Raw genomic sequence first — 23,974 nt, 5'->3', positions numbered from 1 at the left:
CGGCGCCCTGCCCCTTCCGTGACCATGGATCCGTCCGCGCCGGCCAAGGTGGCCCCCGAAGACATCGAGCAGCGCCTGCTGCTCGATGCGATCTATCACCACTACCACTACGACTTCCGCGAGTACGCGCAGGCCTCGCTCAAGCGCCGGCTGCAAAGCGCCCTGACGCACTTCGGCTGCAAGACCCTGTCCCAACTGCAGGACCGCGTGCTGCACGAAGCGCCCGTGTTCACGGAATTGCTGCAATTCCTGACGGTGCAGGTCAGCGACATGTTCCGCGACCCCAGCTACTTCCTGGCGCTGCGCAACGAAGTGGTGCCGATCCTGCGCACCTACCCCTCGATCAAGGTGTGGGTGGCCGGCTGCAGCACCGGCGAAGAGGTCTATTCGCTCGCCATCCTGCTGCACGAGGAAGGCCTGCTGGATCGCGCGCTGATCTACGCCACCGACATCAACCCGCATGCGCTGCGCGTGGCGGAACAGGGCGTGTTCGACCTGGAACGGGTGGCCGCCTTTACCCGCAACCACACCGCGGCCGGCGGCCGCAGCTCGCTGTCCGACTATTACACGGCGCGCTACGGCCGCGTCGTGTTCGATAAGGCGCTGCGCGCGCAGATGGTGTTCTCGGATCACAGCCTGGCCACGGACAGCGTGTTCGCCGAAGTGCATCTGGTGTCGTGCCGCAACGTGCTCATCTATTTCGAGCGCGCGCTGCAGAACCGGGCGCTGCGCCTGTTCCACGACGCCCTGGTGCATCGCGGCTTCATGGGCCTGGGATCGCGGGAATCGGTGCGTTTTTCCGCCCAGGCCGACGGCTTCGACGATTTCGTGCTCGAAGACCGCATCTACCGCAAGAAGGCCGGGCTGTGAACCGCCACGCGCCGGCGCCGCGCGACGAGGCGGCGGCCACGGCCGCCTGGGACGCGGTCGTCATCGGCGGCTCGTCGGGCGCCATCGATGTGCTGAACCTGCTGCTGCCGGCCCTGCCGGCCGGCCTGTGCGCGGCGGTGATCGTATTGGTGCACCTGCCGCGCGACCGTCGCAGCCTGCTGGCCGACATCTTCCGCGACCGTTGCGCGCTACCGCTGCGGGAAGCCGAGGATCAGATGCCGATACAGCCGGGCCACCTGTACTTCGCCCCGCCCGACTACCACCTGCTGGTCGATCGCGGGCCGCGTCTGGCCCTGTCCATCGGCCCGCCGGTGCATTTCTCGCGGCCATCGATCGATGTGCTGTTCCAATCCGCCGCCGATGGCTATGGCGCGCGCCTGCTGGGCATCTTGCTGTCCGGCGCCAACGAAGACGGCGCCAAAGGCCTGGCGGCGATCCAGGCGGCGGGCGGCATGGCGGTAGTCCAGGCGCCCGAGACCGCCGCCATGCGCGCCATGCCCGAGGCCGCCCTGGCGCGGGTGGCGTTCGCCCATGTCCTGCCGCCCGCGGCCATCGCCGCCTTGCTGGCGCGCCTGCCCGCGCAGCGCGTGCCCTGACCCCCTCAACCCGACACCATGCTACTGACACCCTCCAAATCATCGGACGATCGTATCAAGTGCCTGCTGGTCGACGACGTTCCCGAAAACCTGATCGCGCTGGAAGCGCTGCTGGCCAGCGACCGCGTCCAGGTGCTCAAGGCCCAATCCGGCCCGCAGGCCCTGGAGTTGCTGCTGAACCATCCCGATGTGGCGCTGGCGCTGCTGGACGTGCAGATGCCGGACATGAACGGCTTCGAACTGGCCGAGCTGATCCGCGGCAGCGAACGCACGCGCCACATCCCGCTAATCTTCATCACCGCCGGCTCGCGCGAGCAGAACTGGCAGTTCCGCGGCTACGAGAGCGGCGCGGTGGATTTCCTGTACAAGCCGGTCGATCCCTACATGCTGCGCAGCAAGGCCAACGTCTTTTTCGAGCTGCACGAACGCCGCCACGCGCTGGCGCGGGAGCTGCAAGCCCGCACCGAGGCGCTGCGGGTCAACGACATGTTCATGGCGGTGCTCGGCCATGACCTGCGCACGCCGCTGCAGGCCGTCATCATGGGCGCGTCGCTGCTGCGCCGCCAGAGCGACGATGCGCGCGTCGTCAGCCTGGCGCAGCGCATGCTGCAAAGCGGCGAACGCATGAATCACCTGATCTCGGACCTGCTCGACGTGACGCGCATCCGCCAGGCCGGCGGCCTGACGCTGGCGCCGACGCGCCTGGACATGACCGCGCTGGTCGAGCGCGCGCTGGACGAGGTCCGCGCCGGCTCGGCCGACCGGCGCATCGACACCGAGTACCACGGCGATGCGGCCGGCGACTGGGACGGCGAACGCATCGCGCAAGTGCTGTCCAACCTGCTGGGCAACGCCTTGCACCACGGCAGCCGCGAGGTCCCGGTGCGCGTCGAGGTCGATGGCGCGGCGCCCGAACATGTCGTGGTCACGGTCAGCAACGGCGGCACCATCCCCGCGGACCTGCTGCCACAGTTGTTCAATCCGTTCCGCAGCGGCACCCGCCCGCCCGGCGGCCACCGCGGCCTCGGCCTGGGACTGTTCATCGCGCAGCAGATCGTGCTGGCGCATGGCGGCCGCATCGGCGCCGAATCGCGCGATGCCATCACGCGCTTTCGCGTGACGCTGCCACGCCGGGCCGCGCCGGTCGCGGGCTGACCGCGCAACGGCGCGAGCCGTGGCCGGCGCCAGCCCCGAATGAGCGTCCGCGCCTGATTCAACCGCAACGCGACTTGGTAAGATTCCCGCAACCGGCAATTTCATATCCCTGCCTTCCGGAGCCACGCCTCTTGACGCGGATACTCACGACCCTGCTCTCCCTTGCCGCGCGGGCGCTGCTTTTCGCCTGCCTGGCCGCCCCCGCCCTCGCCGCGCCGCCAACCCTGGCGCAATGCAACGGCATCAAGGATCTGGCCTTCGTCGCCCACCTGGATGACGACCTGCTGTTCATGAACCCGGACATCGCCTCCAACATCGCGGCCGGCGGTTGCGTGCGCGTGGTCTACCTGACGGCCAGCGACGCCGGCGAAGGCGACACCTACATGCTGGGCCGCGAGCGCGGCGTGCGCGCCGCCTACGCCTACATGGCGCGCCAGCCCGATCAATGGAAAGAAAGCGCCGGCCAGGCCGGCCAACGGCGGATCGCGCGCTTCACCCTGAGCGGCAACCCCCGCGTGCAACTGTGGCACCTGCGCCTGAAAGACCCGTGGCTGGGCAAGGGCTGGGGCAGCCTGACGCCGTTGAGCCGCACCGAATCGGAGCCCGGGCAAAGGGTCGACACGCTCGGCCCCTACCCCGAGGTCTACTCGCGCGAACAACTGGTCGATACCCTGGCCGAACTGATCCGCCAGTATCAGCCGACCACCGTGCGCCACCTGGACGACACCATCGCCGTGCCGTACACGCAACTGTGCTGGCGCTGCGCCGGGCACGGGCATCCCGACCATATCGCCAGCGCGCGGCTGGTGCGCGCGGCCATGCTGCGCGCGCCCGGCAACTATGCCGAGACCGGCTATATCGACTACCCCAGCCAGGAACGCGCCAGCAACCTTGCCGAGAACGAGATCGCCAGCAAATCGGTGATCTTCCAGCACTACGCCTGGAATGACTACCACTACTGCGCCGGCCCCAGCGGCTGCAAGGAACCGGCCGGCCCCGCCGCCGCCTGGGTGCAGCGCGCGTACTACGTATCGCGCCAGGACATGCCGCCACAGATCTATCCGGACGGCCGCAACGGCCTGGTGGTGTTCGCCGCCGGCGAAACCAATGCCGCGGCCAATCGCTGGGACGCCGGCCAGCGCCGCTGGCAAAGCCTGGGTGGGCGCACCAGCGGCCCGCTGGTCACGTTCGGCCACGCCGACGGCACCGCCGGCCTGATGGCGCGCGATCCCCTGGGCGGGGTGTGGGCCAACAAGCAGCGCCACGACGGCACCTGGCAAGGGTGGCAGGCGTTGGCGGGCATCCGCGTCAGCCAGATCCCCGCCGTGGCGCCACGCGGCGAAGCCGCCGCCGTCGCGCTCGGCTATGACGGCCTGCTGCACTGGATCGCGCCATCCGGCATCGACGGCAGCTGGGGCCCCTGGCAAAGCCTGCCGCCGCTGGACGGCGCCACCGGCGCGCCCGCGGTCGTGCGCGGCGACGACGGCCGCTACATCGTGTTCGCGTCGGCGGGCGGCGGCCAGCTTTTCTACACCCGCCAACGGCCCGCCGCCAAAGGCCAGCGCCCCGACTGGCAGCCCTGGCGGCGCGTGGCAGCGCCCCAGGCCGCTGGCGGACTGGCCGCGATCCGCAACCATGCGCACCGGGTCGAACTCTATTTCCGGCAACGCGCCAACAATCACCTGACGCGCCTGGAAGAAACCGGCGACACCACCGATATGGACATGGACTGGAGCGCGCCGACCGACCTGGGCGTGCCCTACATCGGCCGCCCCGCCATCGACGCCGATGCGCAAGGCAACGTGCTCGTGGCGATCCTGGAACGCGCTGGCGGGCCGCTGTGGCTGGTCGAGCATGGCAAGCCGGTCAAATTGCAGGCCGAGGCCGCGTCACCGCCAGCGATGCACCTGATCAACGGCACGCTGTATCTGGTGGCGCGCATGGCGGGCGGCCCGCAGCGCTACCAGGTGCTGTCGCGCCGCGATGGCCAATGGGCCGCCAGCCTGACGCTGGACGGCATGCCGGCAAGCGGCGGCGGCCCGTTCGCCGGCCTGGCCGCGCGGCCCGCCGATCTACCCAAGCTGGGCGCCACCGACAGCCACAACGCCGTCGTGATCCGGCCGTCGGCCACCGAACCCGGCACCTTGACGCAGGCCCCGATGCCGACGCAAGCGTCGCGCGCCGCCACGCCGACCCAGGTGCAATGACCCGCCGGCGGGGACGGCCGTCTACATCAGCCCCGCCCGCGTGAGCGTCCCCTGCGCCTCGTCGACCCGCTCCCGCAGATCCAGCAACTCCGCCTCGAGCAATTTGAACAACCCGGCGGCCACCTCCGCGTGCAGCGCAAAAGCGGCTTTCACGCCTTCGAGGTCTTCCGCCGTATCCATCAGCCTGGCCACGGTGATCAGGCTTTGATTCAAGGCCGCTAATCTGACAATCATGGGTGAGCGCTCCCATCGGATGTGAATTGGAATCCCTTCATCGGCGGTTCCCGGCCACTCGCACAGTCTAATGCGGCGGCGTGCGTTGCGGCCAGTGGATCGCGGGCACGCCGTTCAGCGCGGGGCGGGCGAACAAATAGCCCTGGAAACGCTCCACGCCCGCGGCCTGGAGCCAGCACCACTCTTCGACCCGCTCCACGCCTTCGGCGACGGGCGTAATGCCCAATGCCGCGCATGCCTCGACAATCGCGCGCACGATCGCCTGCCGCGGGCCGTCCGCATGGATGTTCTGGATGATCTTGCGGTCGATCTTGAGCTTGTCCGGCTGAAAATCGGCCAGCAGGGACAGCCCCGCGAAGCCGGCGCCGAAGTCATCGATGGCCACACCGATACCGGCCCTGCGCAAGCGCTCGATGGCCGCCCCGAAGTCGCGTTGGTTCACGATCGCTTCCTGCTCCGTGATCTCCACGATCACCTGCCCGGGCGAAAGGCCGCATCCCGCGATCTGGTCAAGCATCAGATCCACCGCCGAGGGATCGGCCACCAGCGACATGGGCAACAGATTGACCGACAGCTTGATGTCGTCCAGGCACAAGCGGCTTGCCAGGCGGAACGCGAACGCTTTGGATTCCAGGTCGATCCGGTAGCGCTGCGCGGGCGGCACGGACGCGAACAACTGCTCCGGCGACCCGCCGGACTGGCTGCGAATCAGGAACTCGAACGACGTGATCGCCCGGCGCGCCGGCTCCACGATCGGCTGCAGCGCAAACTGATACGTCTGCCCGGGTTGCAAACAGGGCTCGGACGACGCCCCCTCATCCGCCACGAACCGCCAGTTCGCGGCATCCTCGCCTTCCACGATGTGGCTCGTGTCGCGCGCCAGCGCGTACCAGGTCAGGATCTTGATGACGCGGTCATCACTGACGGCCAGCCGGGCCTGCTTCTTCATCTTTTCGAGAATCAGCGACGCCACCTGCGTGACGGCGAGATCGCGCAGATCGACCATGGCCATCTCATCGCCCTCGAAGCGGCGAAATGGCCCATGGTCGCGCAGCAGGCGCACGACGCTTTTATGCCGCGCATCCCGGCCAATCGTGTCGAACAGCGACTCCACGGACTGCGCGGGCCCCTCCAGCAACTGCACGAAGTGGACGCCGTCAAAAAGCAGCAGGCCGGTGACGTTCAACGATGCGTTGCGCGCTCTGGCCTGCCGGATGAGACCATCGAGTGCGTCAGCGCTCATGGGCTCACAGGCCCGGCTGCGGTAGATCAATGTCGATAGCATGTGTGCCCTCCCGCCGCGGCACCTGGATAGTCAATGTGAGGAGTTTACGTCGTAGGGCCGCCGTATTGCCCCTGTCGGGATGCCGCGGCGCGGCATCCGCTGCGTCGCGAGCAACGCCAAGGAAAGCGCCGCGACGCCGCTCAGCGCCATGAAGGCCGGTCCATAGCCATGGTGTTGCGCCACCCAGCCGGCCAGGGCCGGACTGAGCGCCGCGCCAACGCCCTGGATGGCCATGACGGCGCCGAGCCCGGCATTGACGTGCCCGCTGCCGCGCAGGATCGACGCCACCAGCCCCGGCAACGCCACGCCCATCAGCCCGGCGGCGACCCCGTCCATCATCTGCACCGGCACCAGGGCACAGGCCGGCGGCAGCGTCGCCGCCAGCAATCCGCGCAGCGGCAGCACGCAGCAGGCCCACGCAAGCAGGCGCCAATAGCCATACTGCCGGGCGTAGCGCCCGGCCAGTAGCGCCACCGGGATCATCACCAACTGCGCCACGATGATCGTCAGCGCCGTGTAGGCACTGGGGTCGGCCCCGCCGCGCGCGACAGCGGCCTGACCCAGCAACGGCAACATGGCGGCGTTGCCCAGATGAAACAACATCATGACCAGCGCCACCCGGCGCAGCGCTGTCGAGCCTGACAGCACCTGCCAGATGCCCGGCGCTTTTTCCGGATGGGCCCGGGCCGGCGCGGCCGGCCGCGCGCCGCGCGCCACCTCATGGTCGATCGCCGAGGGCCGGATCCGCCCCAGACAGACGAAGGCGCCGCACGGCACGACCACCATCAGCACGAAGACCGCCGACAGGCCCCAGCGGTAGCCGGCCAGCCCGGCCAGCACCGCGGCCGCGACGTTGCCCGCGTGATTCCAGGCTTCGTTCAGCCCGAGTTGTCGCGGCAGGCCGCGCGGGCCGACCAAACCCAGCGTAAGGCCCATGATGGCGGGCGCGAACAGGGCACCGATGACCGCCGCGAGGATCTGCGTGGCGGCCGCCACGCTGGCCACGGGCATGGCCCACAGCGCCAGGTTGCAGGCGATCAGGGCCAGGGTGGCGCCAGCGAGCAATCCGCGCTTGCGGCGCGACGCATCCACCCAGGCGCCCATCGGCGTGGTGGCCAGCATGCCCGCCAGGCCGGCGGCCGTCATCAGGTAACCGATGGCGTCGGCCTGCCAGCCGTGGCCCAACAGGAATACGCCAAGGAACGGGCCCAGCCCGTCACGCACGTCGGCCAGGAAGAAATTGACCCCCGCCAGCCAGCGTCGCGGATCGTTGTCCGTTTGCGCGGTCGCCATGATCGCCTCCTAGGGCAACGGGCCCTTGAAAACGAAGAACGCCCCCAACCCGATGCAACCGAACCCCACCAGGTGATTGAGCGTCAGCCGTTCGCCAAGATAGAAAACCGAGAACACGGCGAACACCGTCAACGTGATGACCTCCTGCATGGTCTTGAGTTCGGCGGCGCTGTAGACGGCATGGCCGATGCGGTTGGCCGGCACCGCGAAACAGTATTCGGCCAGCGCGATCAACCAACTAGCCAGGACGACGGCATACAGGGGACGCTCGCCGAACTTCAGATGCCCATACCAGGCGAAAGTCATGAATACGTTGGAGACCAGCAACAGCACAACGGGCAATAGCTTCGGGGACATCTTCAGGCCTCTCGGGCACAGGGCGGACAAACCGCTGCCGATCGGCGCGGCGGCCCGGTTCGAATGGGGCGGACGGCAGTCAGGGGGCACGGTCGTACAGGGGTTGCAGCGCCGACAGGCTGGTGCCGATGCGGATCGCCTCCAGCGACGTGCCCAGCGCATTGCGCGTGCCCAGCCCATCGGCGGCAAACGCCGCCCCGGGCCGCACGGACAACGGCAGGGGCTGCGGCGCAAAGCGGACGATGCTGCCGTCGGTCAGGATGACGCCATTGGCCTGGCCGCGCGGCCCGGTCAATACGGCGTCGATCTGGCCTTGCACCTGCTGCGGCCGCAGCGCCTGGGCACGCAGGTGCGGCGGCAGCGGCCGCCCGCCGCCCGCTGCCGGCGGCTGGTCGTAGACGGTCTGCCCGCTGGCGGCATTGACGATGGCGTCGGCCTTGACGCTGGCCCGCCCCTGCGGCCGGCCAATGACGCGGACCGCGTCGCCGGGCTTGACGGCGGCGCTGAGCGCCTCGGACAGATGCAGCGGAAACTGCACCACGGTGCCATCGGCCAGCCGCAGGCCGTCGACCTCGCCATAGGGATTGATCAACAGGCGTTGGACCTGGCCCTCTGCCACCACCGGCGCGGCGGGCGGCGGCATCGCATCGGCGGGTGGCGGCGGCATCGCCCCGGCGGGCGGCGGCGCGGCGCCGGCCGGGCAGGCGGCGAGGGCCGCCGCGAGGGCAAGCAGGGCAAACGCGGATCGGGACATGATGGACTCCTTGAGCCGGCAGTGAACACTTCGGTGTTCAATGCAAACCGTGTGCCAACCAGGAGTGCCAGATAAATCAATGGTTTGCGCGGCCCGGCGGCCGGCCGGCGTCCGCTTGCGCGACGCCTGCGCGTCACAGAAGCGGACACCCGAACCAGACACCTCACCCGAGGCCGTGCTCGGCCAGTTTGCGATAAAGCTGCTGGCGCGACAGCCCGAGCCGCCGGGCGGCCTCGGCGCGATTGCCGGCGGTGGCCGCCAGCGCCCGCCGGATCATGGTGCGCTCCAGGGCGGCCACCGCCTCGGCCAGCGGGCCGTCCAGCGCCATGTCACCGCCCTCCTCGCGCCCCGCCGCCAACGGCAGCGCGCCGAGATGCCCGGGTTCGATGACCGCGCCGTGACAGAGCACCGCCGCGCGCTCCATGGCGTTGCGCAACTCGCGCACGTTGCCCGGCCAGGGGTGGGCCAGCAGACGCTGCGCGGCCGCCGTGGACAGGCGCTTGGGCGCGCCGCCGCCGATACGCCGCAGGAAATGCTCGGCCAACAACAGCACATCGCCCAACCGCTCGCGCAACGGGGGCAAGGCAATCGGCACGACTTGCAGCCGGTACCACAAGTCTTCGCGGAACCGGCCCGCCGCGACCGCCGCCGGCAGATCGCGATGCGTCGCCGCGACGATACGCACATTCACCGGCATCACGCGCCCGCCGCCAAGCGGGGTGATTTCCCGCTCCTGCAGCACGCGCAGGATCTTGGCCTGGGTCGACAGCGGCATGTCGCCGATCTCGTCGAGAAACAGGGTGCCGCCCTCGGCCTCGCGGAAACGGCCGGCACGGTCGCTGGTGGCGCCGGTGTAGGCGCCTTTGACGTGCCCGAACAACTCGCTTTCCATCAAGTCGGCGGGAATCGCGGCGCAATTGACGGCAACGAACGGCCGCGACGCGCGCGCGCTGCTGCGGTGCAGGGCGCGCGCCACCAGCTCCTTGCCGGTACCGGTCTCGCCCAGGATCAACACCGTGGCATCGCCGCGCGCCGCCATGCCGATGCGCTTGAAGACCTCGCGCATGGCGGCGCTGCCGCTGACCAGCTCGAAATCGTCGACCGGCTCGGCGCCGGTGGCGGCGCCCGCATCGCCGGCCGCCGCGGCGCTGCGCAACGCCCGCTCCAGCGTTTCCACCAGGGCGGCGCGCGCCACCGGCTTGGCCAGGTGATCGAAGGCGCCCAGGCGCATGGCGTCGATGGTGTTGCCGCCGCTCGCGTAGGCCGTCAGCATGATGCAGGGCACGGATGACAGCCCGGCCGCCTTGCGCAGGAACACCAGGCCATCATCGCCCGGCATGCGCAAATCGACGATGGCCAGGTCCACCGCCTCGGTGCGCAAGCGGTTCAGGCCGGCGCTGGTCGAGCTGGCCTGCAACACGGCATGCCCCAGGTCCTGCAACGTCTCCGTCAGGCTGTCGCGAAATGCCGCGTCGTCGTCGACGATCAGGATGCGGGCCATGGCAGCTCCATTTCGATGCGCGCGCCGCGCGCGGTCGACGCCAGCCTGACCTGTCCGGCGTGCGCCTGCACGATCTCCCGCACCAGGGCAAGTCCCAGGCCGGACCCGCCCGTGCGCGCCGTCGCGAAAGGCTCGAACAGGGTTTCGCGCAATTCGTCCGGCACCCCCGCGCCATCGTCGGCGACCCACAGCCGCAAGGCGCCATGCGGGCCGCGGCCCGCGCCCAGCTCGATCACACCGCCGTCACTGGTATGCGCCAGCGCGTTCAACAGCAGATTGTCCAATGCCCGCGCCATCTGGGTCGGATCGAACCACGCGCGCGGCCCCGGCATGTCCGGCGCGTTCGCCGTCAGCCGCACGCCCGCCTTGCACGCCGCGGCCGCGTGCGCCTGAACCCGCTCCCGCAGAAAGGCGGGCAGGTCGAGCACTTGCCGCTCGACGCGGAACGGCTGCGTCAGGGCCAGCAGGCTGGACACCAGGGATTCGAGACGCTCGGTCTGCGCCAGCACCGCCTCCAGGGCGCCGGCCACGCGCGCCTCGCGGACCGGCCGCGGCGCCGCCAGCGCGTTCTCGACTTTCATGCGCATGGTGCCCAGGGGGTTGCGGATTTCGTGGGCCAGCCCCGCGGACATCCGTCCCAGGGTCGCCAGCCGTTCGGCCTGTTGCAACTGCCGCTGCATGGCGTCGGTCTGCCGGCGCCAGCGGGTGAACGTGCGGCCGAGCCAGAGGCCGGATACCACCACCATGCTCAGCAACAGGCTGATCGCCAGGATCAGCGCATTGATCACATCGCCGCCAATCAGCGGCACGCGCGTCATGGTCCAGGCCGCCAGCGTGTTGGGCGCGCTATCGGCGGGACAGGCCGCGAAGACCACGGCTTCGCGCAAGCCGGGCCGCATGTCGGTGACCAGCCCGGCGGCATCCAGCGCGCGCTGCGCGGTGGCGCCAATGCGCTCCAGCTCCGCGCTGGGCGGATCACGCTTGATGCCGGTGCCGTCATAGGTGGGAAAGGCATAGGCCAGCACGCCCGTGCGCGGCTGCCAGAATCCGCCTTCCATGCCGGCGCGATCCCGCAAGGCAAGATCAAGAATCGCCTGGGCGCCGGGCAGATCGGCGCGCGGGCCGGCGGCGCCGGCCCAGGGCAGGCGCGCCGCCCCCGCGCGCAGCGCTTCGCAACTGACCGCGGCCAAGTCGCGCGCGCGCGCAATCTGGGAACCGGCGCCCTGGCGGCCGAGGGCGACCAGCAGCCCCGCCAGCACCAGGGCGACAATGGCGATCCAGAACCAGAGGATCGCCAGGTCTCGACGAATCGATGTCTGCGGTGACAGGATCGCGCTCCTTCGCGTGCACATTCGCCAAAATACCCGATCGGACAAGCCCGGCGCCAGGCCCTGGGCAGGTCGCGGCGCCCGGCCCGATCCGCGCCGCCGCCGGCCTCCGCAAACCGGTAGTGTTAAAACTGGCAGCTTACCGTAGCGTCGGAGACACGGCATGCTCGATCACATTGGCTTTGGCGTCAGCGACATCGACCTGAGCCGCGAATTCTTCTGCCAGGCGCTTGCGCCGCTGGGCGTGAGCCTGGCCATGCAGGGGCCGGACAGCGTCGGCCTGGGCAGACAGGGCAAACCATCGCTCTGGCTGTATGCGCATGCCGGCGTTTGCGCGCCTTTGCATATCGCCATCGCCGCGGACACCCACGCCCAAGTGGACGCGTTTTACGCCGCCGCCCTGGCGGCGGGCGGCAAGGACAACGGCCCGCCCGGACTGCGCCCGCATTACCATCCCCACTACTACGCCGCGTTCGTCATAGGCCCCGACGGCCACAACGTCGAAGCGGTGTGCCACCGCCCCCAGGGCTGATGCCGCGCGCCCTGGCAACACCGGGAAGCGCCGCTTACGCCGGCGGCCGCGCCAATTGAAACCGGTCAGTGCTGCGCGCGTACCAGCCGCCGCCATGCATGCGCGCGATCAGCTTCATGGCCGGGGTGTCCATGTGGCCGCGTTGCGCGTCCAACACATAGGCATCGGACACGTGCGCACCCAGCACCCGGCCAATCACCACGAGCTGGCGCGGTCCCGTGACGATCGTTGCCTGACTGACGCATTCCAGCGCCACCGGGCACCCGTCTATCAGCGGAGGACGCACGCGCAGCGCGGGCCTGGCCGTCAGGCCGGCCGCGGCCAGTTCGTCCACATCGGCCGGGTAATCCGCGCAGGTCTGGTTCATCTGCGCGGCCAGCGACTCGGGCACCAGGTTCACCACAAACTCACCGTTCTCGATGATATTGGCGCCGGAGTCCTTCAAGCGGCCGCTGGCGTGACGCATCAGGCCAACGGCCACCGTCGGCGGCTGATGCCCCATGACATTGAAGAAACTGAACGGCGCCGCGTTGACCACGCCCTCGCCGGACAGGGTCGTCAACCAGGCGATCGGACGCGGGGTGACGGTCGAGGTCAGTACGTTGTAGACCGTCTGCGGCGGCAGCTCGCTGAAGTCGAAATGCATGAATCAGCCCTCCTGCGGCCGGGTGGCGGGATGACTGGAAACGGCGCGCTTTGCGTCGGTATCGACATGCAGCTGGAACACGTCCGGGCGGGCGTAATGGCCTGACACATCGAAATCGTATTTGCCGCGCAGGATCTGCTCGGGATCGATCTCGGCGTAGAGGATCGTCTCGGAGGCAAAATCCGGCCCCGCCAGCACGTTGCCCAGCGGGTCGATAATGGCGCTGCCGCCGCGCATCAATACGGTGTCGGGGGCATCGCCAAGCGCGCACTCGAAGTCATCGGGATAAGCGTCGCGGCGCAGATGCTGGCACGCGGTCAACACGTAGCACCGCCCTTCGAGAGCGATGTGACGCATGCTGGGAATCCAGGAATCCCGATCGTCAGCGGTCGGGGCGCAATACAGCGTCACGCCCTGGCTGTACATGTACATGCGCAACATCGGCATATAGTTTTCCCAGCAGATGACGGCGCCGATCTTGCCGTAGGGCGTATCCAGCGCGGGCAGCGTGGAGCCATCGCCGAACCCCCAGATCAGGCGTTCTCCCGCCGTGGGCATGAGCTTGCGGTGCTTGCCGGCCAGGCCTTCGCGGCCATTGAAATACAGCACCGTGCAGTAGAGCGTGCCGCCGTCGGCCTCGATGCAGCCCATGACCACGAAACTGTCGGTGTCCGCCGCGGCCTGGGCCACCAGCGCGACTTCCTCTCCGTCCAGGCCGATGGCCTGCCGGTGATAGCGGGCAAACGCGTCGCGGCCTTCAGGCTTGCGCATGCCGATGGGCGCCCCAAAGGAATTGCCCTTGGGATACCCGCCCAGGAACGCCTCGGGGAACACCTGCACGCGGGCCCCCTCCTGCGCCGCCTGACGGATCAGCGCCGCGGCCTTTTGGGCGCAGGCAACGCTGTCGGTCGGGATGGACGCCGCCTGAATCACGGCGGCCTTGAAACGCTGTTGCTTGGACATTTCTTTCCTTTCTGCTTGGGTCAGTGCGCGGGGTCTTCGTCGATGGCGCGGGCGCGGGTGTTCGGCAGGAACAGGCTGCCGACGACGCCAACCACGGCGGTCACGACGACGGGGTACATCAGGCCGCCGAAGATATTGCCGCTGGCCTGCGCCAGATACGTGGCGGTGAAGGGCACGATGCCGCCGAAGATGCCGGCGCCGATGTGATACGGGAAGGACAGCGCGGTATAGCGGATGCGCGCGGGAAACAGCTCGACCAGATAGGCCGCGACCGGGCCATAGACCATGGCAACGACGGCGGTCATCAGCACCAGGATCAGGATGATGGTCGCGCGGTCGACGCGCGCGGGGTCGGCGCGCTCGGGGTAGCCGGCCGCGGTCAGCGCGCGGGTATAGGCGGCGCGGTCAAAGCCATTGACGGTCGTATCGCCCACGCTCATGGCAATGCTCTGGCCGGGCAGCGGCGCCGCATATTCGAAGTTGATGCCCTTGCCGACCAGGAACTTCTTGGCCTGCACGCAAACCTTCTTGTGATCGGCGTGGCTGCCGATCATGGCGGCCTGCAGCCCGAAATCGCAAGCCCCCGCGCTGGTATCGGCATGCACGCGCACCGGCGTGCTTTGCATCGCCTGCGCCAGGGCCGGGTTGCCAGCCTTGAGCAGCACATCGAACATCGAGTGATAGCCGATCGCGGCGATGAACAGCCCGGCCATCATGATCCATTTGCGGCCGATGCGATCGGACAGCCAGCCGAACAGCACAAACGCCGGCGCGCCGATGATGAAGCCGATCAGAATCAACGTATAGACGCTGGTCTGCTCCAACTGCACCGCCTGCTGCATGAAGATCATGACGTAAAACTGGCCGGTGAAGTACGTGGCCCCCTGGCCCGCCGTCACGCCGACCAGCGCGAGCAGCACAAGTTTCAGGCTGGACCACTGGCCAAACGTTTCCTTGACCGGATTGCTGGACAGGCGGTTCTGCTGCTTCATGCGGGTGAACACGGGCGACTCGTGCAGCTTGGCGCGCACGTAGATCGAGACGGCCAGCATCACGATCGACAGAATGAACGGCAGGCGCCAGCCCCATTGACGAAAGTCCTCGGCGCTCATGGACGCCTGGGTGCACAGGATCACGACCAGCGACAGGATCAGCCCGGCCGACGAGGTGATCTGGATCCAGCCGGTCAGCAGCCCGCGGCGTTTCGGCTCGCAGTGCTCGGCCACGTAGATCACCGCCCCGCCGTACTCGCCCCCCACCGCCAGGCCCTGCACCACGCGCAAGGTCAGCAACAGGATCCAGGACAGATGTCCGGCCGACTGATAGGTGGGCAGGCAGCCGATCAGCACGGTCGCGCCGCCCATCATCACCACCGTGATGAGGAAGGTGTACTTGCGGCCCAGCTTGTCGCCCAGGTAGCCGAACATGACCGCGCCCAGCGGGCGGATGATGAAGCCCACCGCCAGGGCGCCCAGCGCCGCCAGCAGCGCCACCGTGGGATTGTCCTGCGGAAACAGCACCTGGCTCATGAAGACGGCCAGGGTGCCATAGATGAAAAAGTCATACCACTCGAACAGGGTGCCCAGCGTCGAGGCCACCACCACCTGGCGTTCCTCGTTCCTGCTGAGCGTCGAACCGGTATCGATCCGTTGTGTCGCCGCGTGCGCTTGCATGCCTGAATTCCCCTTGGGTTTGAATTGATAATGCTGTATCGCTTAACTATTATCAAACTTGAGGCCGGCATTTCAGAACTAGGGGAAACCCGGCGAGTGCGTTTTCGCCCACGGGGAACGCCCCGCGGCCACTGTTACACTTCCCGCCACACGATTCGAGGGAGGAGCGCATGGCCAAGTCCGCCAACACGGCGAAAAGCGATTCGGAGCGGGCGCCGGCATCTGGCCGTCGAGGCATTCAATCGATCGAAGTGGGCTTTCGCATCCTGGACGTCATCCGCAAGGCCGGCCGCCCCACGCCCCTGAAGGAAATCGCCGACGCCTGTGACCTGACCGTGCCCAACGTCCACTACTACCTGGTGAGCTTCCAGAAAGTGGGCCTGGTGCAGCAGCAGGCCGATACCGGCCACTACGGCCTGGGGCCATACGCCCTGCGGCTGGGGCTGGCGGCGCTGGAACAGTTCGACGTGTTCAGCAGCGCGCGCCCCATCATGGAGGAAGTCGCCGCGATCACCGGCCACACCGTCTTCCTGGGCGTGTGGGGCAACAAAGGCCCGACCATCGTCTATCGCGTCGAAGGCGCGCGCAGCCGCCCGCTGTTGGAGCTGCGCGTGGGCAGCGTGCTGCCCCTGCTGTCATCCGCCCTGGGCCGCAACTTTCTGGCGCATCTGCCGCAAGCGAGCACGCGCGAGCTGCTCGAAATCGAAATGGAAGGCCCGTCGTCGGACCGCTATGAGGCAGAGGCCGCGCACCGCTACACCCCCGAGGACGTCGAGGCGATTCGCGAGGAGGTCCGAAAGCACCATATCAGCCGCTGCCGTCACGCGCTGTTGCCGCATTTCACGTCACTGTCCGCGCCCGTCTTCGACATGCTCGGTTCCATGACGGCGGGCATCACGCTGATGGGCCCGGTGGGCGCCATCGATGATGACTTGGCATCGGATACCGCGCAATTGCTGCTGGAAAAGGCCCGCGCGATTTCCCGGCTCGCGGGATGGACCGATAGCGCCGAACGCTGAGCGCCGAGGTTTCTCTCTTGCTTGACCGCGATGCGCGGCCTGGCGGGGTTCGGTCTAGCGGAAAAACAGCGACTCGATCCGATTGCGTCCCCGTTGCTTGGCGCGATACAGCGCGCGGTCGCTGCGGCTGAGCGCCAGCTCTGCGTCAGCATCGTCGGCTTGCAGCGCGGAAATGCCGATGCTGACCGTCAGCGGGACGTGGCGCCCGCCCGACACATACGGCGTGGCGGCGATCCGGCGTTGCAGGTTGCGGGCGAACAGGTGGGCGCGTTGGCTGTCCGCTTCCGACAGCACCACCGCGAACTCCTCGCCTCCGATGCGACCCGCCAGGTCGGCCTGGCCCAACTGGGCTCTGAGCATGTTCGCAAAATGCTGCAGCACCCCATCGCCAGTGGCGTGGCCCCAGGTGTCGTTGATGTGCTTGAAGTGGTCCAGGTCGCACATGAGCACCGCCGAACCCAGGCCGCCGCGCGCCTTGATTCTGGTGAGCTCCGCGCAGATTCCCGTCATGAAATGGCGGCGATTGGGCAGGAGCGTGAGCGCGTCCGTGGCGGCAAGCTCGCGCAGTTCGAGTTCAACCCGTTTGCGGTCGGTGATGTCCGTGACGAATCCATGCCACACCACGCTATTGTCGGCGTCGCGGCGCGGGCTGGCATCCCCCTGCCGCCACCGCACGCCCTGCAACGGCAGGCAGACCCGGAACTCCAGGTGCCACGGGGTCAGCGCGGCCGCGGCCTTGTGCAGCGAGGCGCGATAAGCGGGCAGGTCCTCGGGATGAATGCGCTGTTCGATGGCCGTGGTGCTGGCGTACGCGGCATCGGCAGTTAGCTCGAACATGTCCCAGATGCCGGCGCTGACATAAGAGAACCGCGCGCCGCCCTCGGGCACGGATCGGCATTGGAACACCAGGCCGGGCACGGCGTCGGTCAGGTTCACGACAAGATCCGCCGTGCGTTTGAGCCGTTCCGACATGGCGCGCACCGCGCTGATGTCGGTGGTCGTGCCCATCATCCGCAACGCCCTGCCCTCAGGGTCCCGGCTGATCACCTTGCCCCGGCTGCTGATCCACTTGTAGCTACCGTCCTTGCAACGGATACGGTGCTCGACCTCATAGCTGTCGGTCTTGCCGTCGAAATGATCCTGCATGGCGGCGCGCACGTAGTCGAGGTCTTCCGGATGCAGGCGGGTATAGGCGTCCTCGATGCGGGTCGAGAGGTCGGATTCGCAATAGCCAAACAAGGCCTTCCAGCCGGGCGAATACGTGATCTCGCCCGTCACCACATTGCGGTCCCAGACGCCGGTGCCACTACCTGCGATGGCAAGGGACAGCTTGCGGGCTTCTTCGCGCCAGGTGTCTTCGTCGGCGCGCTCGCTGACCCGCGCCTGGCGCTGCTCGATCACCGAGGCCGCGAGCGCGGCCAGATCCGTCAAGGCCTGGCGGTCGTCGGCGGCGAAATCGCGCGCCTTCCGGTGCAGCAGTTTGAAGCCGCCAAGCGGGCGCCCATCGGCGGCGCGCACGGGCCATTCGAGCGACCAGGGCTGGCCGCTGGGGGGCGGCGCGCCGTCCACCGCCTGGCATGTGCCGGCGGCGTCGGTGCACGCCAGGATGACCAGGTCCACACTGAACAAGCGTCGGGCCAGGCGCGCCAGCCGGTCCAGGGGGTCGCCGGACTCGCAGTGCGAGCCGTCCCCAAGATCGCGCTGGGTGAAGTGTGAGTCTCCGGCAACGGACATTTCAGGACCCGATCAATACCAAGTTTACCGTTACAGTCGAGCGGCAATTTTGATATTTTGTCACACCTCCTGCCAATGTCGAACTCGCCGCAAAATGAACGTGCGAGACCGTGAAATCAACCGCTTAGAAGATGTTTTTCCTTGGTTTTGGGGCCACGTATCCACCTAAGTTGAGATCTTGCTACGAATTCGTCACTTATCTTGAAATTTTGCGGGTTTGGTGTGCGCTTCAACGACTCTTTCGAGCCCTTGCCGGCCCACGGCCCAGACCGGTCAGCCGGAGTCTACCTTCCACGCGATGCCAACTCGGCTGGCGTCAGCGGCGGTCCAATGCTGGCCAGCACATCCACCGGCCAGGGCGCCGGGCGCTTACAGCGATAGGACAACCAACGGATAAAGCCGCCTGCCATCGTCAGAGGCAAGCCGATCAGCGCGAAAAGACCGAAGGGAACCGTCAGGAACCAGTAGGGGCCCGCCCAGAACTGTTTGGCGCCCGGCCCCAGGAGCGGCTGCCACCACCAGATTGCGTTCCAGAGCCGGCTCGGGCTGCTGTCATCTACGTAGAGGGCGTCATGAGGCCCCAGGTGCGGCCCGTCCTCCTGCATGAAGCGGCGCAGATGTTCCCATAACGCTGCGGGCTCGGCGCCGCCATCGTAGACGCTCGGAATACCGACGCCGAAGGACGCGACAATGCGCGTGCCGTTGGGCACATCGGTCTCGACCAAGCGCAAGGCGTAGTTCAGGCGCGGCGCGCCGGCGCCGCCCAAGCCGACCGTGGGCACGATCATGGCGCGGATGCGGCACCATTCGAACGACTGGACTGAAACCGGAATACGGAACCAGCGCCAGGGGCGCAGCCAGTCGCGCTGGCTGTGCATGATGTAAACGCGGCCGGCGGCTCGATCGAAGAGGGTCGGTTGTTCGCGGTAGCCGGTGCAGTCGAAAAGCAACATCACGGCCCCCATCATGATGCCAACTGACATCAATGCGATCCCCAGAATATCCGCATCCGTAAATGCCGATATCCAAATCGGAACAGCTATACATAGCCCGAGCGTACCGAACACCGCCCCATACCCTTCAATCAGACTCGCTCCGTCAGTGAGCGCCAAGCCATTCTTATACGCGCGCAGCACCGCAAAGCCCGCTGCCGGCGCGCTGCGGCTGCGTTCCTCCATGCCGGGCAGCAGCACGGCGTTGGCGGTGTCCGGCTCCAGGCGATCAGGAGCCCGTGTTTCCATCACTTTTCTATCCATATGTGATCCACTGCCAGGACTTCATCGCCCCGGCTAAACGCGTAGGTCAACCGCGCGGCGCGTGTCTGCCTGCCACCGATAGGCACTCGCACGCGGATGACCCAGGGTTGCCCCAGATCAGCGGGAGCAGGCTCGCGGCCCTCGGCCAACCTGCCGATCGCGTTGCGGGTATACCGGTCGGTAAAGCCTTCCAGTACATAGCCGGCGCCGAACCCAGGCTCCCAGCTCGCCAGGGTAATGGTGGCGGAGACTTCGTCGTCGTTGATCCAGTTGTGGCTCCACGACGCGTCCGCGGTGACGCCCAGCGACAGCGCGCCGAAGGCACGAAGCTCTTGCTCCAGATCGTCGAAGGCGCCCTCCGAGCGCTGATGGCGGCCGAAGTAGCTGCGATCCAGCCAGATTTCCGCCGCATCGTCTTCCAGCGACATGGCCCAGAACGAGACGCCGACACCCACGATCCACAACACCAACCCCACCCCGCTGAGCCAGGCGGCGATGGTGCTGCCGGCAACAAACGTTCCGCCAGCCAGGGTCAGGCCGATGCGCAAGGAGGCATCGATAGCCAGTCGTCTGGCGACATACCAAGTCAGTAACGATCCCGAAATTACGCTAAAGCCACCGAGAACTTGAAATTGCGCCTGAATACGGTACATCTTCGCGCTGTCCTGGTCGCCTTTCTGGCTTAGATTTGTTTTTTTTATGTAAGCAGCTATGCCATCAAACAACGCCCCGCCGCCAGCCAGAAACCCACCAGCCAAGCGCAGCCGCACCGACCACGGCAGCTTGCCCGCCAGCATGGCGGCCGCCGGCGTGCCGGCCGGCGTCACCAGGGGCCGCGCAAGCCCAATAGCCGCCAATTCCACTGCGGCGCCAGCGATCCCGGTACTGGCGCTCGCGACGGCGGCGGCAGCCTCCATGCGCTGCAATCCTCCCTGGTTTTCCAGATCGTCGATCGATTTCCACAACGCCCGCCCCTGCAAGGCCAGCACCACGACCGCCGCCAGCGACGGCAGCCGGTATTCCACCTCGAACGGCTTTCCCAACGCCACGCCCAGGCGCTTGCCGAAGGCGACCTGCGGCTCGCGCAGCAGATCATCGGCCAGGTCGGCCGGGATCTGCGCGAGCGTCGGCTTGCCAAACAGATCGTGCGAGGTGACCGGCACCATCGCCACGCCGCCCGCCTTACCCTGCAGCGCCTGCAGCTCGGCCTGGTCGAACACCAGGTAGACCGTCGAATTCTCCAGGGCGGCCAGGCCACGGAAGCGTAGCGCCGCCTTGGCGCGCGCGGTGCGTTGGGCCGCGCGGCCGGCTTGGCGGCCCGCGGTGGACTCCGGATAGGGTTCGAGGCGGCCGATATCGGCGGGCGCCGCCGGCACTTTACCCGGCGCCGGCCGGGGCGCGGCGCTCGCGTCCGCGATGATGCCCACCAGATAACGGCGCTCGCCCGAGTCCAGAAAATCCAGTAGCGCGCCCGCGCGCACCCAGATACCTTCCTTGGCCCGCGCCAGCGCCAGTTGCGACGCCAGGCCCAACTCCTTGACCGCCTGCGGCGCCAGCGCCAGATAGCGCATCTGATGCGTGATCTGGGTTGAAACCAGCAGTAGCGTGGCCAGGTGCATCACCCCGGACTCGCGCACCGAGAGCCAGCCTTCGCGCAATTGCTCGATCGCGGCCTTGCGGTTGCCCACCAGCGCGTCATACAGACTAGCCTGCGCGCCCGGATCCGTGCGCAAGGTCTTGAGCAGGTCGAAGGGTTTGATCGCTGCCGCGGCGATCCAGTGCTCGGGGTCGTCCTCTTCCCTGCCGAAGAGCGCGATCAGGTGTTTGAGCGAGGCCGGTCCACAGGCACCGCCGCCATAGCAGCGAGCCACCGCATCCAGGCGTGCCATCGCATTGTGCAGATCCGCCTCGAACTGGCCGGCTTCACGCGCGGCTTGTGCAAGCACGGGGCGGTCCGCGTAGTCGTGGCGCAGCGCGGTCAGCAAGGTCTCCGATTGCAGCCAGTCCACATAATCCTGGTCGCGCGCTTCCTGCAATGCTCGCCAGCCCTGTTCCTGCGCCAGCCATTGCTGGTTGGTCTGCTCCATACGCGCCCAGTCCAGGTGGCTGTTGTAGCGGTCGATGCGCGGGCGAGCCTGACCATCCGCCATGCCCTCCAGGCCTTGCTCGACCGAGGTGGTCGGCCAATGCACCCGGTAGACCACCGGCACGGTGTCCAGGCGCTCATAGCGCGTGCCGGCCGGGTAGCGGGGACGGCCGGCGGCCTCATCGGCCTGGATGCGCTGGTACTCATATTCCGTGATGGTGATCGTGTCCTTGATGGCGCCACCCTCGTAGCGGGCTTGCACGTTGCCGCGCTCACGGGCGCGCAGCCAGTCGCGGATGTAGCCCGCGCACAGCATGGACTGGCGTTTCCAGGGCCGGTCGGCATCGACATGGCTGCCGGTGGCATCCGGGCCGCCATTCATCCATTGCTGGCGCTCCTCATGGATGCCCAGCCGGATATCGTTGTAGTCCTGCGCCACGCCAACCGGATCGGCCAGCATCAGCACCAGAGCCTTGTTGGCCGCGGCCGGGCCGCTGCTGGCTTCGAGCTGGCGCGCGGCTGCGTCGTATTGGGCCGCGCGGCCAAAACGTGACGCCGCCAGCGGCGAGTCCGAACGCTCAAACACTTTCAGCGCCGGGTGATGCGTGGGGCCGGCGGTCGGCATGACGGGACTGAACTCAGGGATGAAGGACTCCAGGGCGCTCTGGGCGAGCAGCGTTCCCGTTGCCGGAAAGACGCCCTGCGTCAGCAACGCCTGACCGTTCAGGTGGGTCATGCGCAGGGGCCTGGTCGCGCTCCGGGCGGCGCCGTAGCCGTCGAGCACCTCGGGATCCCAGACGTGCGTGGCATAGGCCAGCCAGATATCGGGCTGGGTGATGGCGCCCACCAGGGTGATCAGACCGGCAGGCACGTTGGCCGCGCCGCGCGAGCAGGCGGAGGCGGGCAGGTCCGCCGGCGCCTGCGTGAACTCGGTCACATACTGGGCATACTGCCGCGGGGTCGCTTGTTCAAGCAGCTTGAGATAAGTGCCGTCCTCATGGCTGCGCCACAGGTCCCACACCCCACGGGCCTGGTAGAAGACATAGACGTAGCCTCGGCGCAACAGGCGGGTGACCGGGGTCGTCCCTTGCCGCTTCATCTTTCCGAACGCCGTGTCGAGCAACTGGTCGCACAGGCGCGTGACGCTTGCCAGCGCGGGCTCGTGCCGGCGGTCTACCACGCTGGGGCGCACCAACAGCAACGGGTAATCGAGCCGCCCGCATTGCTGGCAATCGGCGCTGTCGATAGGGTAGGGTTTACCGTCCAGGGCAATGCCGGGATACGTCATGCGCGAGGCTCCGGTCGCGAGGGGCGAGCCACCGCGTTGTCGGTCCAGGCCTGTCGTGGCAGTTGCCGCAAGCTTTCGGCGAGCGTGCCACGGCCAGGCAAGCCCAGGATCGCACGCTGCCAACGAGGGTCCTTGGCAAACGAATCATCCAGCTCGGCGGTGGCCAAGGCAAAGGCCGCGCGGTCCGGGCCGTCCAGGCGGCTGGCCAGGGGATGCGCCAGGCGACGGTGCAGCCGGGCTGCCGCATCCGGCGGCAAATGCGCTTGCTGGCTTTGCCACGTCGCGAGCAGTCGATTGACCTGGCCAGTTTGCCGGGCGCGGGCTCGTTGCTCGGGCGTGAGCGTCAAGGAACCCGGCCGGGATGTGGGCGCGCCCTGCGCCCCGCCCTGAAAGGTGCGCAGCCGCCCCTGGGCATCTAGCGCAAGCCAAATCAGATCGTCGCCCAGGAGTGTGGTGCGCTGGGATGCCGACAAGCTGTCCCAGATGTGCGCCAAGGCGCGCGGATCATGCCACCGGTGCCGGTGATCGACAGGCGCGGCCAGGTCGAGGCTGGCCGCGGCGAACCGTTGCGCCACGGCATGGCCGCTATCGGCGGTGACGATCCAGCCGCCGCAGGCCCGTCCAGGATCGTCGGGCAGCCCCAGAGGGCCGGCCTGCGCATAGCGATATGCCTGGGTCAGGCTGGCTTCGAAGCAGGGGTCGTCCAATCCGGCATCGGTTTCGAACAGATAGGGCGCGGTCTTGTGGCAATCCAGTTCAATCAGGCGCGGCGGCGCAACGCCTGCCCCCGCCCCATGGCGCAACAGCGTGGTGGCGCGGCGTTCATCGTGTAGCACCCCCAGCGGATCGCCCAGCGCCGGGTCGTACAGCACCAATAGCCGGGTATCGGGACGCGCTCGCCGCAACGCGCAAAGTGTTGAAAGCAGCGCGTGGCGAAATGACTCGAATGCCGATTGCGGCGGAAATATCGAAGGCAACGACGCTGGGGGTGACAACAGCATCGAACTCAGGCTCCTGGGTTCAAAAAACACCCCGTAGGGGTAAAGAAAGGCGAGTAACGAAAAACGACTCGGGGATACCGTGTGAACCCCTCAATCCCGCATTTGAGCGGGCCGTTCAGTCACAGCGCGATCGGCGATCATTGCATCACCGATGAGCCCGGAGTGGATTTTGAAT

The 23,974-nt window shown here is 67.8% G+C and carries 20 protein-coding genes; 6 read left to right on the top strand and 14 right to left on the bottom strand.

Annotation, left to right across the window (positions count from 1 at the left end; all coding sequences use genetic code 11):
* Positions 1-24: 24 nt before the first annotated feature.
* From ACN6O8_RS14550 to ACN6O8_RS14535, 4 genes are all read left to right on the top strand, one after another.
* Complete coding sequence (locus ACN6O8_RS14550) at positions 25-870, top strand: CheR family methyltransferase (protein WP_427991733.1); 846 nt, start codon at positions 25-27, stop codon at positions 868-870.
* Positions 867-1,487, top strand: a complete 621-nt coding sequence (locus ACN6O8_RS14545; protein WP_427991732.1) for a chemotaxis protein CheB — start codon at positions 867-869, stop codon at positions 1,485-1,487. Before ACN6O8_RS14550 ends, ACN6O8_RS14545 begins: the two co-directional genes overlap by 4 nt.
* An 18-nt stretch (positions 1,488-1,505) precedes the next feature.
* Positions 1,506-2,642 carry a hybrid sensor histidine kinase/response regulator gene (locus ACN6O8_RS14540; protein ID WP_427991731.1) on the top strand — a complete coding sequence of 379 codons (1,137 nt, stop codon included), beginning with the start codon at positions 1,506-1,508 and terminating at the stop codon, positions 2,640-2,642.
* Positions 2,643-2,773: 131 nt separating this feature from the next.
* Positions 2,774-4,849 carry a PIG-L family deacetylase gene (locus tag ACN6O8_RS14535; protein WP_427991730.1) on the top strand — a complete coding sequence of 692 codons (2,076 nt, stop codon included), beginning with the start codon at positions 2,774-2,776 and terminating at the stop codon, positions 4,847-4,849.
* Positions 4,850-4,870: 21 nt separating this feature from the next.
* Here ACN6O8_RS14535 and ACN6O8_RS14530 read toward each other — a convergent pair whose 3' ends face one another.
* The 7 genes from ACN6O8_RS14530 to ACN6O8_RS14500 form a co-directional block, all read right to left on the bottom strand.
* Positions 4,871-5,062 carry a hypothetical protein gene (locus ACN6O8_RS14530; protein ID WP_427991729.1) on the bottom strand — a complete coding sequence of 64 codons (192 nt, stop codon included), beginning with the start codon at positions 5,060-5,062 and terminating at the stop codon, positions 4,871-4,873.
* Positions 5,063-5,150: 88 nt separating this feature from the next.
* The gene (locus ACN6O8_RS14525) at positions 5,151-6,368 is read right to left on the bottom strand and encodes a diguanylate phosphodiesterase (RefSeq protein ID WP_427991728.1); all 1,218 of its coding nucleotides are present in this window, start codon (positions 6,366-6,368) and stop codon (positions 5,151-5,153) included.
* Between the two features lie 30 nt (positions 6,369-6,398).
* Positions 6,399-7,661, bottom strand: coding sequence for an MFS transporter (locus ACN6O8_RS14520; RefSeq protein WP_427991727.1), 1,263 nt, complete (start codon positions 7,659-7,661; stop codon positions 6,399-6,401).
* 9 nt (positions 7,662-7,670) lie between these two features.
* Entirely contained in the window at positions 7,671-8,018 is a 348-nt protein-coding gene (locus ACN6O8_RS14515; protein WP_427991726.1) for a DMT family protein, read from the bottom strand.
* 79 nt (positions 8,019-8,097) lie between these two features.
* The gene (locus tag ACN6O8_RS14510) at positions 8,098-8,772 is read right to left on the bottom strand and encodes a hypothetical protein (protein ID WP_427991725.1); all 675 of its coding nucleotides are present in this window, start codon (positions 8,770-8,772) and stop codon (positions 8,098-8,100) included.
* 163 nt (positions 8,773-8,935) lie between these two features.
* Positions 8,936-10,273 (bottom strand): sigma-54-dependent transcriptional regulator, encoded by a 1,338-nt coding sequence (locus ACN6O8_RS14505; protein WP_427991724.1) that lies wholly within the window; start codon positions 10,271-10,273, stop codon positions 8,936-8,938.
* Positions 10,258-11,625 carry a sensor histidine kinase gene (locus tag ACN6O8_RS14500; RefSeq protein ID WP_427991723.1) on the bottom strand — a complete coding sequence of 456 codons (1,368 nt, stop codon included), beginning with the start codon at positions 11,623-11,625 and terminating at the stop codon, positions 10,258-10,260. Before ACN6O8_RS14500 ends, ACN6O8_RS14505 begins: the two co-directional genes overlap by 16 nt.
* Positions 11,626-11,764: 139 nt before the next feature.
* Here ACN6O8_RS14500 and ACN6O8_RS14495 point away from each other — a divergent pair, with 139 nt between their 5' ends.
* Positions 11,765-12,133: a VOC family protein gene (locus ACN6O8_RS14495; protein ID WP_427991722.1), complete on the top strand. Its 369-nt coding sequence runs from the start codon at positions 11,765-11,767 to the stop codon at positions 12,131-12,133.
* 34 nt (positions 12,134-12,167) lie between these two features.
* Here the strand turns inward: ACN6O8_RS14495 and ACN6O8_RS14490 are convergent, their stop codons facing one another.
* The 3 genes from ACN6O8_RS14490 to ACN6O8_RS14480 are packed head-to-tail and all read right to left on the bottom strand — an operon-like array spanning position 12,168 to position 15,415.
* The gene (locus ACN6O8_RS14490; protein ID WP_427991721.1) at positions 12,168-12,779 is read right to left on the bottom strand and encodes a flavin reductase family protein; all 612 of its coding nucleotides are present in this window, start codon (positions 12,777-12,779) and stop codon (positions 12,168-12,170) included.
* Between the two features lie 3 nt (positions 12,780-12,782).
* Complete coding sequence (locus ACN6O8_RS14485) at positions 12,783-13,742, bottom strand: carbon-nitrogen hydrolase family protein (protein WP_427991720.1); 960 nt, start codon at positions 13,740-13,742, stop codon at positions 12,783-12,785.
* 20 nt (positions 13,743-13,762) lie between these two features.
* Entirely contained in the window at positions 13,763-15,415 is a 1,653-nt protein-coding gene (locus ACN6O8_RS14480; protein WP_427991719.1) for an MFS transporter, read from the bottom strand.
* Between the two features lie 170 nt (positions 15,416-15,585).
* On the opposite strand from ACN6O8_RS14480, the gene ACN6O8_RS14475 reads away from it, so the two are divergent.
* Positions 15,586-16,434, top strand: a complete 849-nt coding sequence (locus tag ACN6O8_RS14475) for an IclR family transcriptional regulator (RefSeq protein WP_427991718.1) — start codon at positions 15,586-15,588, stop codon at positions 16,432-16,434.
* Between the two features lie 54 nt (positions 16,435-16,488).
* Here the strand turns inward: ACN6O8_RS14475 and ACN6O8_RS14470 are convergent, their stop codons facing one another.
* The 4 genes from ACN6O8_RS14470 to ACN6O8_RS14455 form a co-directional block, all read right to left on the bottom strand.
* Positions 16,489-18,168: a sensor domain-containing diguanylate cyclase gene (locus ACN6O8_RS14470; protein ID WP_427991717.1), complete on the bottom strand. Its 1,680-nt coding sequence runs from the start codon at positions 18,166-18,168 to the stop codon at positions 16,489-16,491.
* Positions 18,169-18,452: 284 nt separating this feature from the next.
* Entirely contained in the window at positions 18,453-19,424 is a 972-nt protein-coding gene (locus ACN6O8_RS14465; RefSeq protein WP_427991716.1) for a DUF6708 domain-containing protein, read from the bottom strand.
* On the bottom strand, positions 19,409-22,798 hold the full coding sequence (locus ACN6O8_RS14460) for a T6SS effector BTH_I2691 family protein (protein WP_427991715.1): 3,390 nt from the start codon (positions 22,796-22,798) through the stop codon (positions 19,409-19,411). The genes ACN6O8_RS14465 and ACN6O8_RS14460 overlap by 16 nt, the downstream gene beginning before the upstream one ends.
* The gene (locus tag ACN6O8_RS14455) at positions 22,795-23,799 is read right to left on the bottom strand and encodes a hypothetical protein (protein ID WP_427991714.1); all 1,005 of its coding nucleotides are present in this window, start codon (positions 23,797-23,799) and stop codon (positions 22,795-22,797) included. Before ACN6O8_RS14455 ends, ACN6O8_RS14460 begins: the two co-directional genes overlap by 4 nt.
* Positions 23,800-23,974 lie beyond the last annotated feature (175 nt).

Origin of the sequence: Achromobacter sp. (assembly GCF_050285565.1) — a bacterium.
In the GTDB taxonomy this organism is placed as follows: domain Bacteria; phylum Pseudomonadota; class Gammaproteobacteria; order Burkholderiales; family Burkholderiaceae_B; genus Achromobacter.
The sequence above is the reverse complement of the archived record's forward strand: the minus strand, read 5'-3'. Positions and strand labels throughout refer to the sequence as shown.

Bases quoted from the DNA above. Each gene is read 5' to 3' on its own strand.
- ACN6O8_RS14550 (WP_427991733.1), top strand. From the start codon at position 25: ATGGATCCGTCCGCGCCGGCCAAGGTGGCCCCCGAAGACATCGAGCAG.
- ACN6O8_RS14540 (WP_427991731.1), top strand. From the start codon at position 1,506: ATGCTACTGACACCCTCCAAATCATCGGACGATCGTATCAAGTGCCTG.
- ACN6O8_RS14525 (WP_427991728.1), bottom strand. From the start codon at position 6,368: ATGCTATCGACATTGATCTACCGCAGCCGGGCCTGTGAGCCCATGAGC.
- ACN6O8_RS14520 (WP_427991727.1), bottom strand. From the start codon at position 7,661: ATGGCGACCGCGCAAACGGACAACGATCCGCGACGCTGGCTGGCGGGG.
- ACN6O8_RS14515 (WP_427991726.1), bottom strand. From the start codon at position 8,018: ATGTCCCCGAAGCTATTGCCCGTTGTGCTGTTGCTGGTCTCCAACGTA.
- ACN6O8_RS14510 (WP_427991725.1), bottom strand. From the start codon at position 8,772: ATGTCCCGATCCGCGTTTGCCCTGCTTGCCCTCGCGGCGGCCCTCGCC.
- ACN6O8_RS14505 (WP_427991724.1), bottom strand. From the start codon at position 10,273: ATGGCCCGCATCCTGATCGTCGACGACGACGCGGCATTTCGCGACAGC.
- ACN6O8_RS14500 (WP_427991723.1), bottom strand. From the start codon at position 11,625: ATGTGCACGCGAAGGAGCGCGATCCTGTCACCGCAGACATCGATTCGT.
- ACN6O8_RS14495 (WP_427991722.1), top strand. From the start codon at position 11,765: ATGCTCGATCACATTGGCTTTGGCGTCAGCGACATCGACCTGAGCCGC.
- ACN6O8_RS14490 (WP_427991721.1), bottom strand. From the start codon at position 12,779: ATGCATTTCGACTTCAGCGAGCTGCCGCCGCAGACGGTCTACAACGTA.
- ACN6O8_RS14485 (WP_427991720.1), bottom strand. From the start codon at position 13,742: ATGTCCAAGCAACAGCGTTTCAAGGCCGCCGTGATTCAGGCGGCGTCC.
- ACN6O8_RS14480 (WP_427991719.1), bottom strand. From the start codon at position 15,415: ATGCAAGCGCACGCGGCGACACAACGGATCGATACCGGTTCGACGCTC.
- ACN6O8_RS14475 (WP_427991718.1), top strand. From the start codon at position 15,586: ATGGCCAAGTCCGCCAACACGGCGAAAAGCGATTCGGAGCGGGCGCCG.
- ACN6O8_RS14470 (WP_427991717.1), bottom strand. From the start codon at position 18,168: ATGTCCGTTGCCGGAGACTCACACTTCACCCAGCGCGATCTTGGGGAC.
- ACN6O8_RS14465 (WP_427991716.1), bottom strand. From the start codon at position 19,424: ATGGATAGAAAAGTGATGGAAACACGGGCTCCTGATCGCCTGGAGCCG.
- ACN6O8_RS14460 (WP_427991715.1), bottom strand. From the start codon at position 22,798: ATGACGTATCCCGGCATTGCCCTGGACGGTAAACCCTACCCTATCGAC.
- ACN6O8_RS14455 (WP_427991714.1), bottom strand. From the start codon at position 23,799: ATGCTGTTGTCACCCCCAGCGTCGTTGCCTTCGATATTTCCGCCGCAA.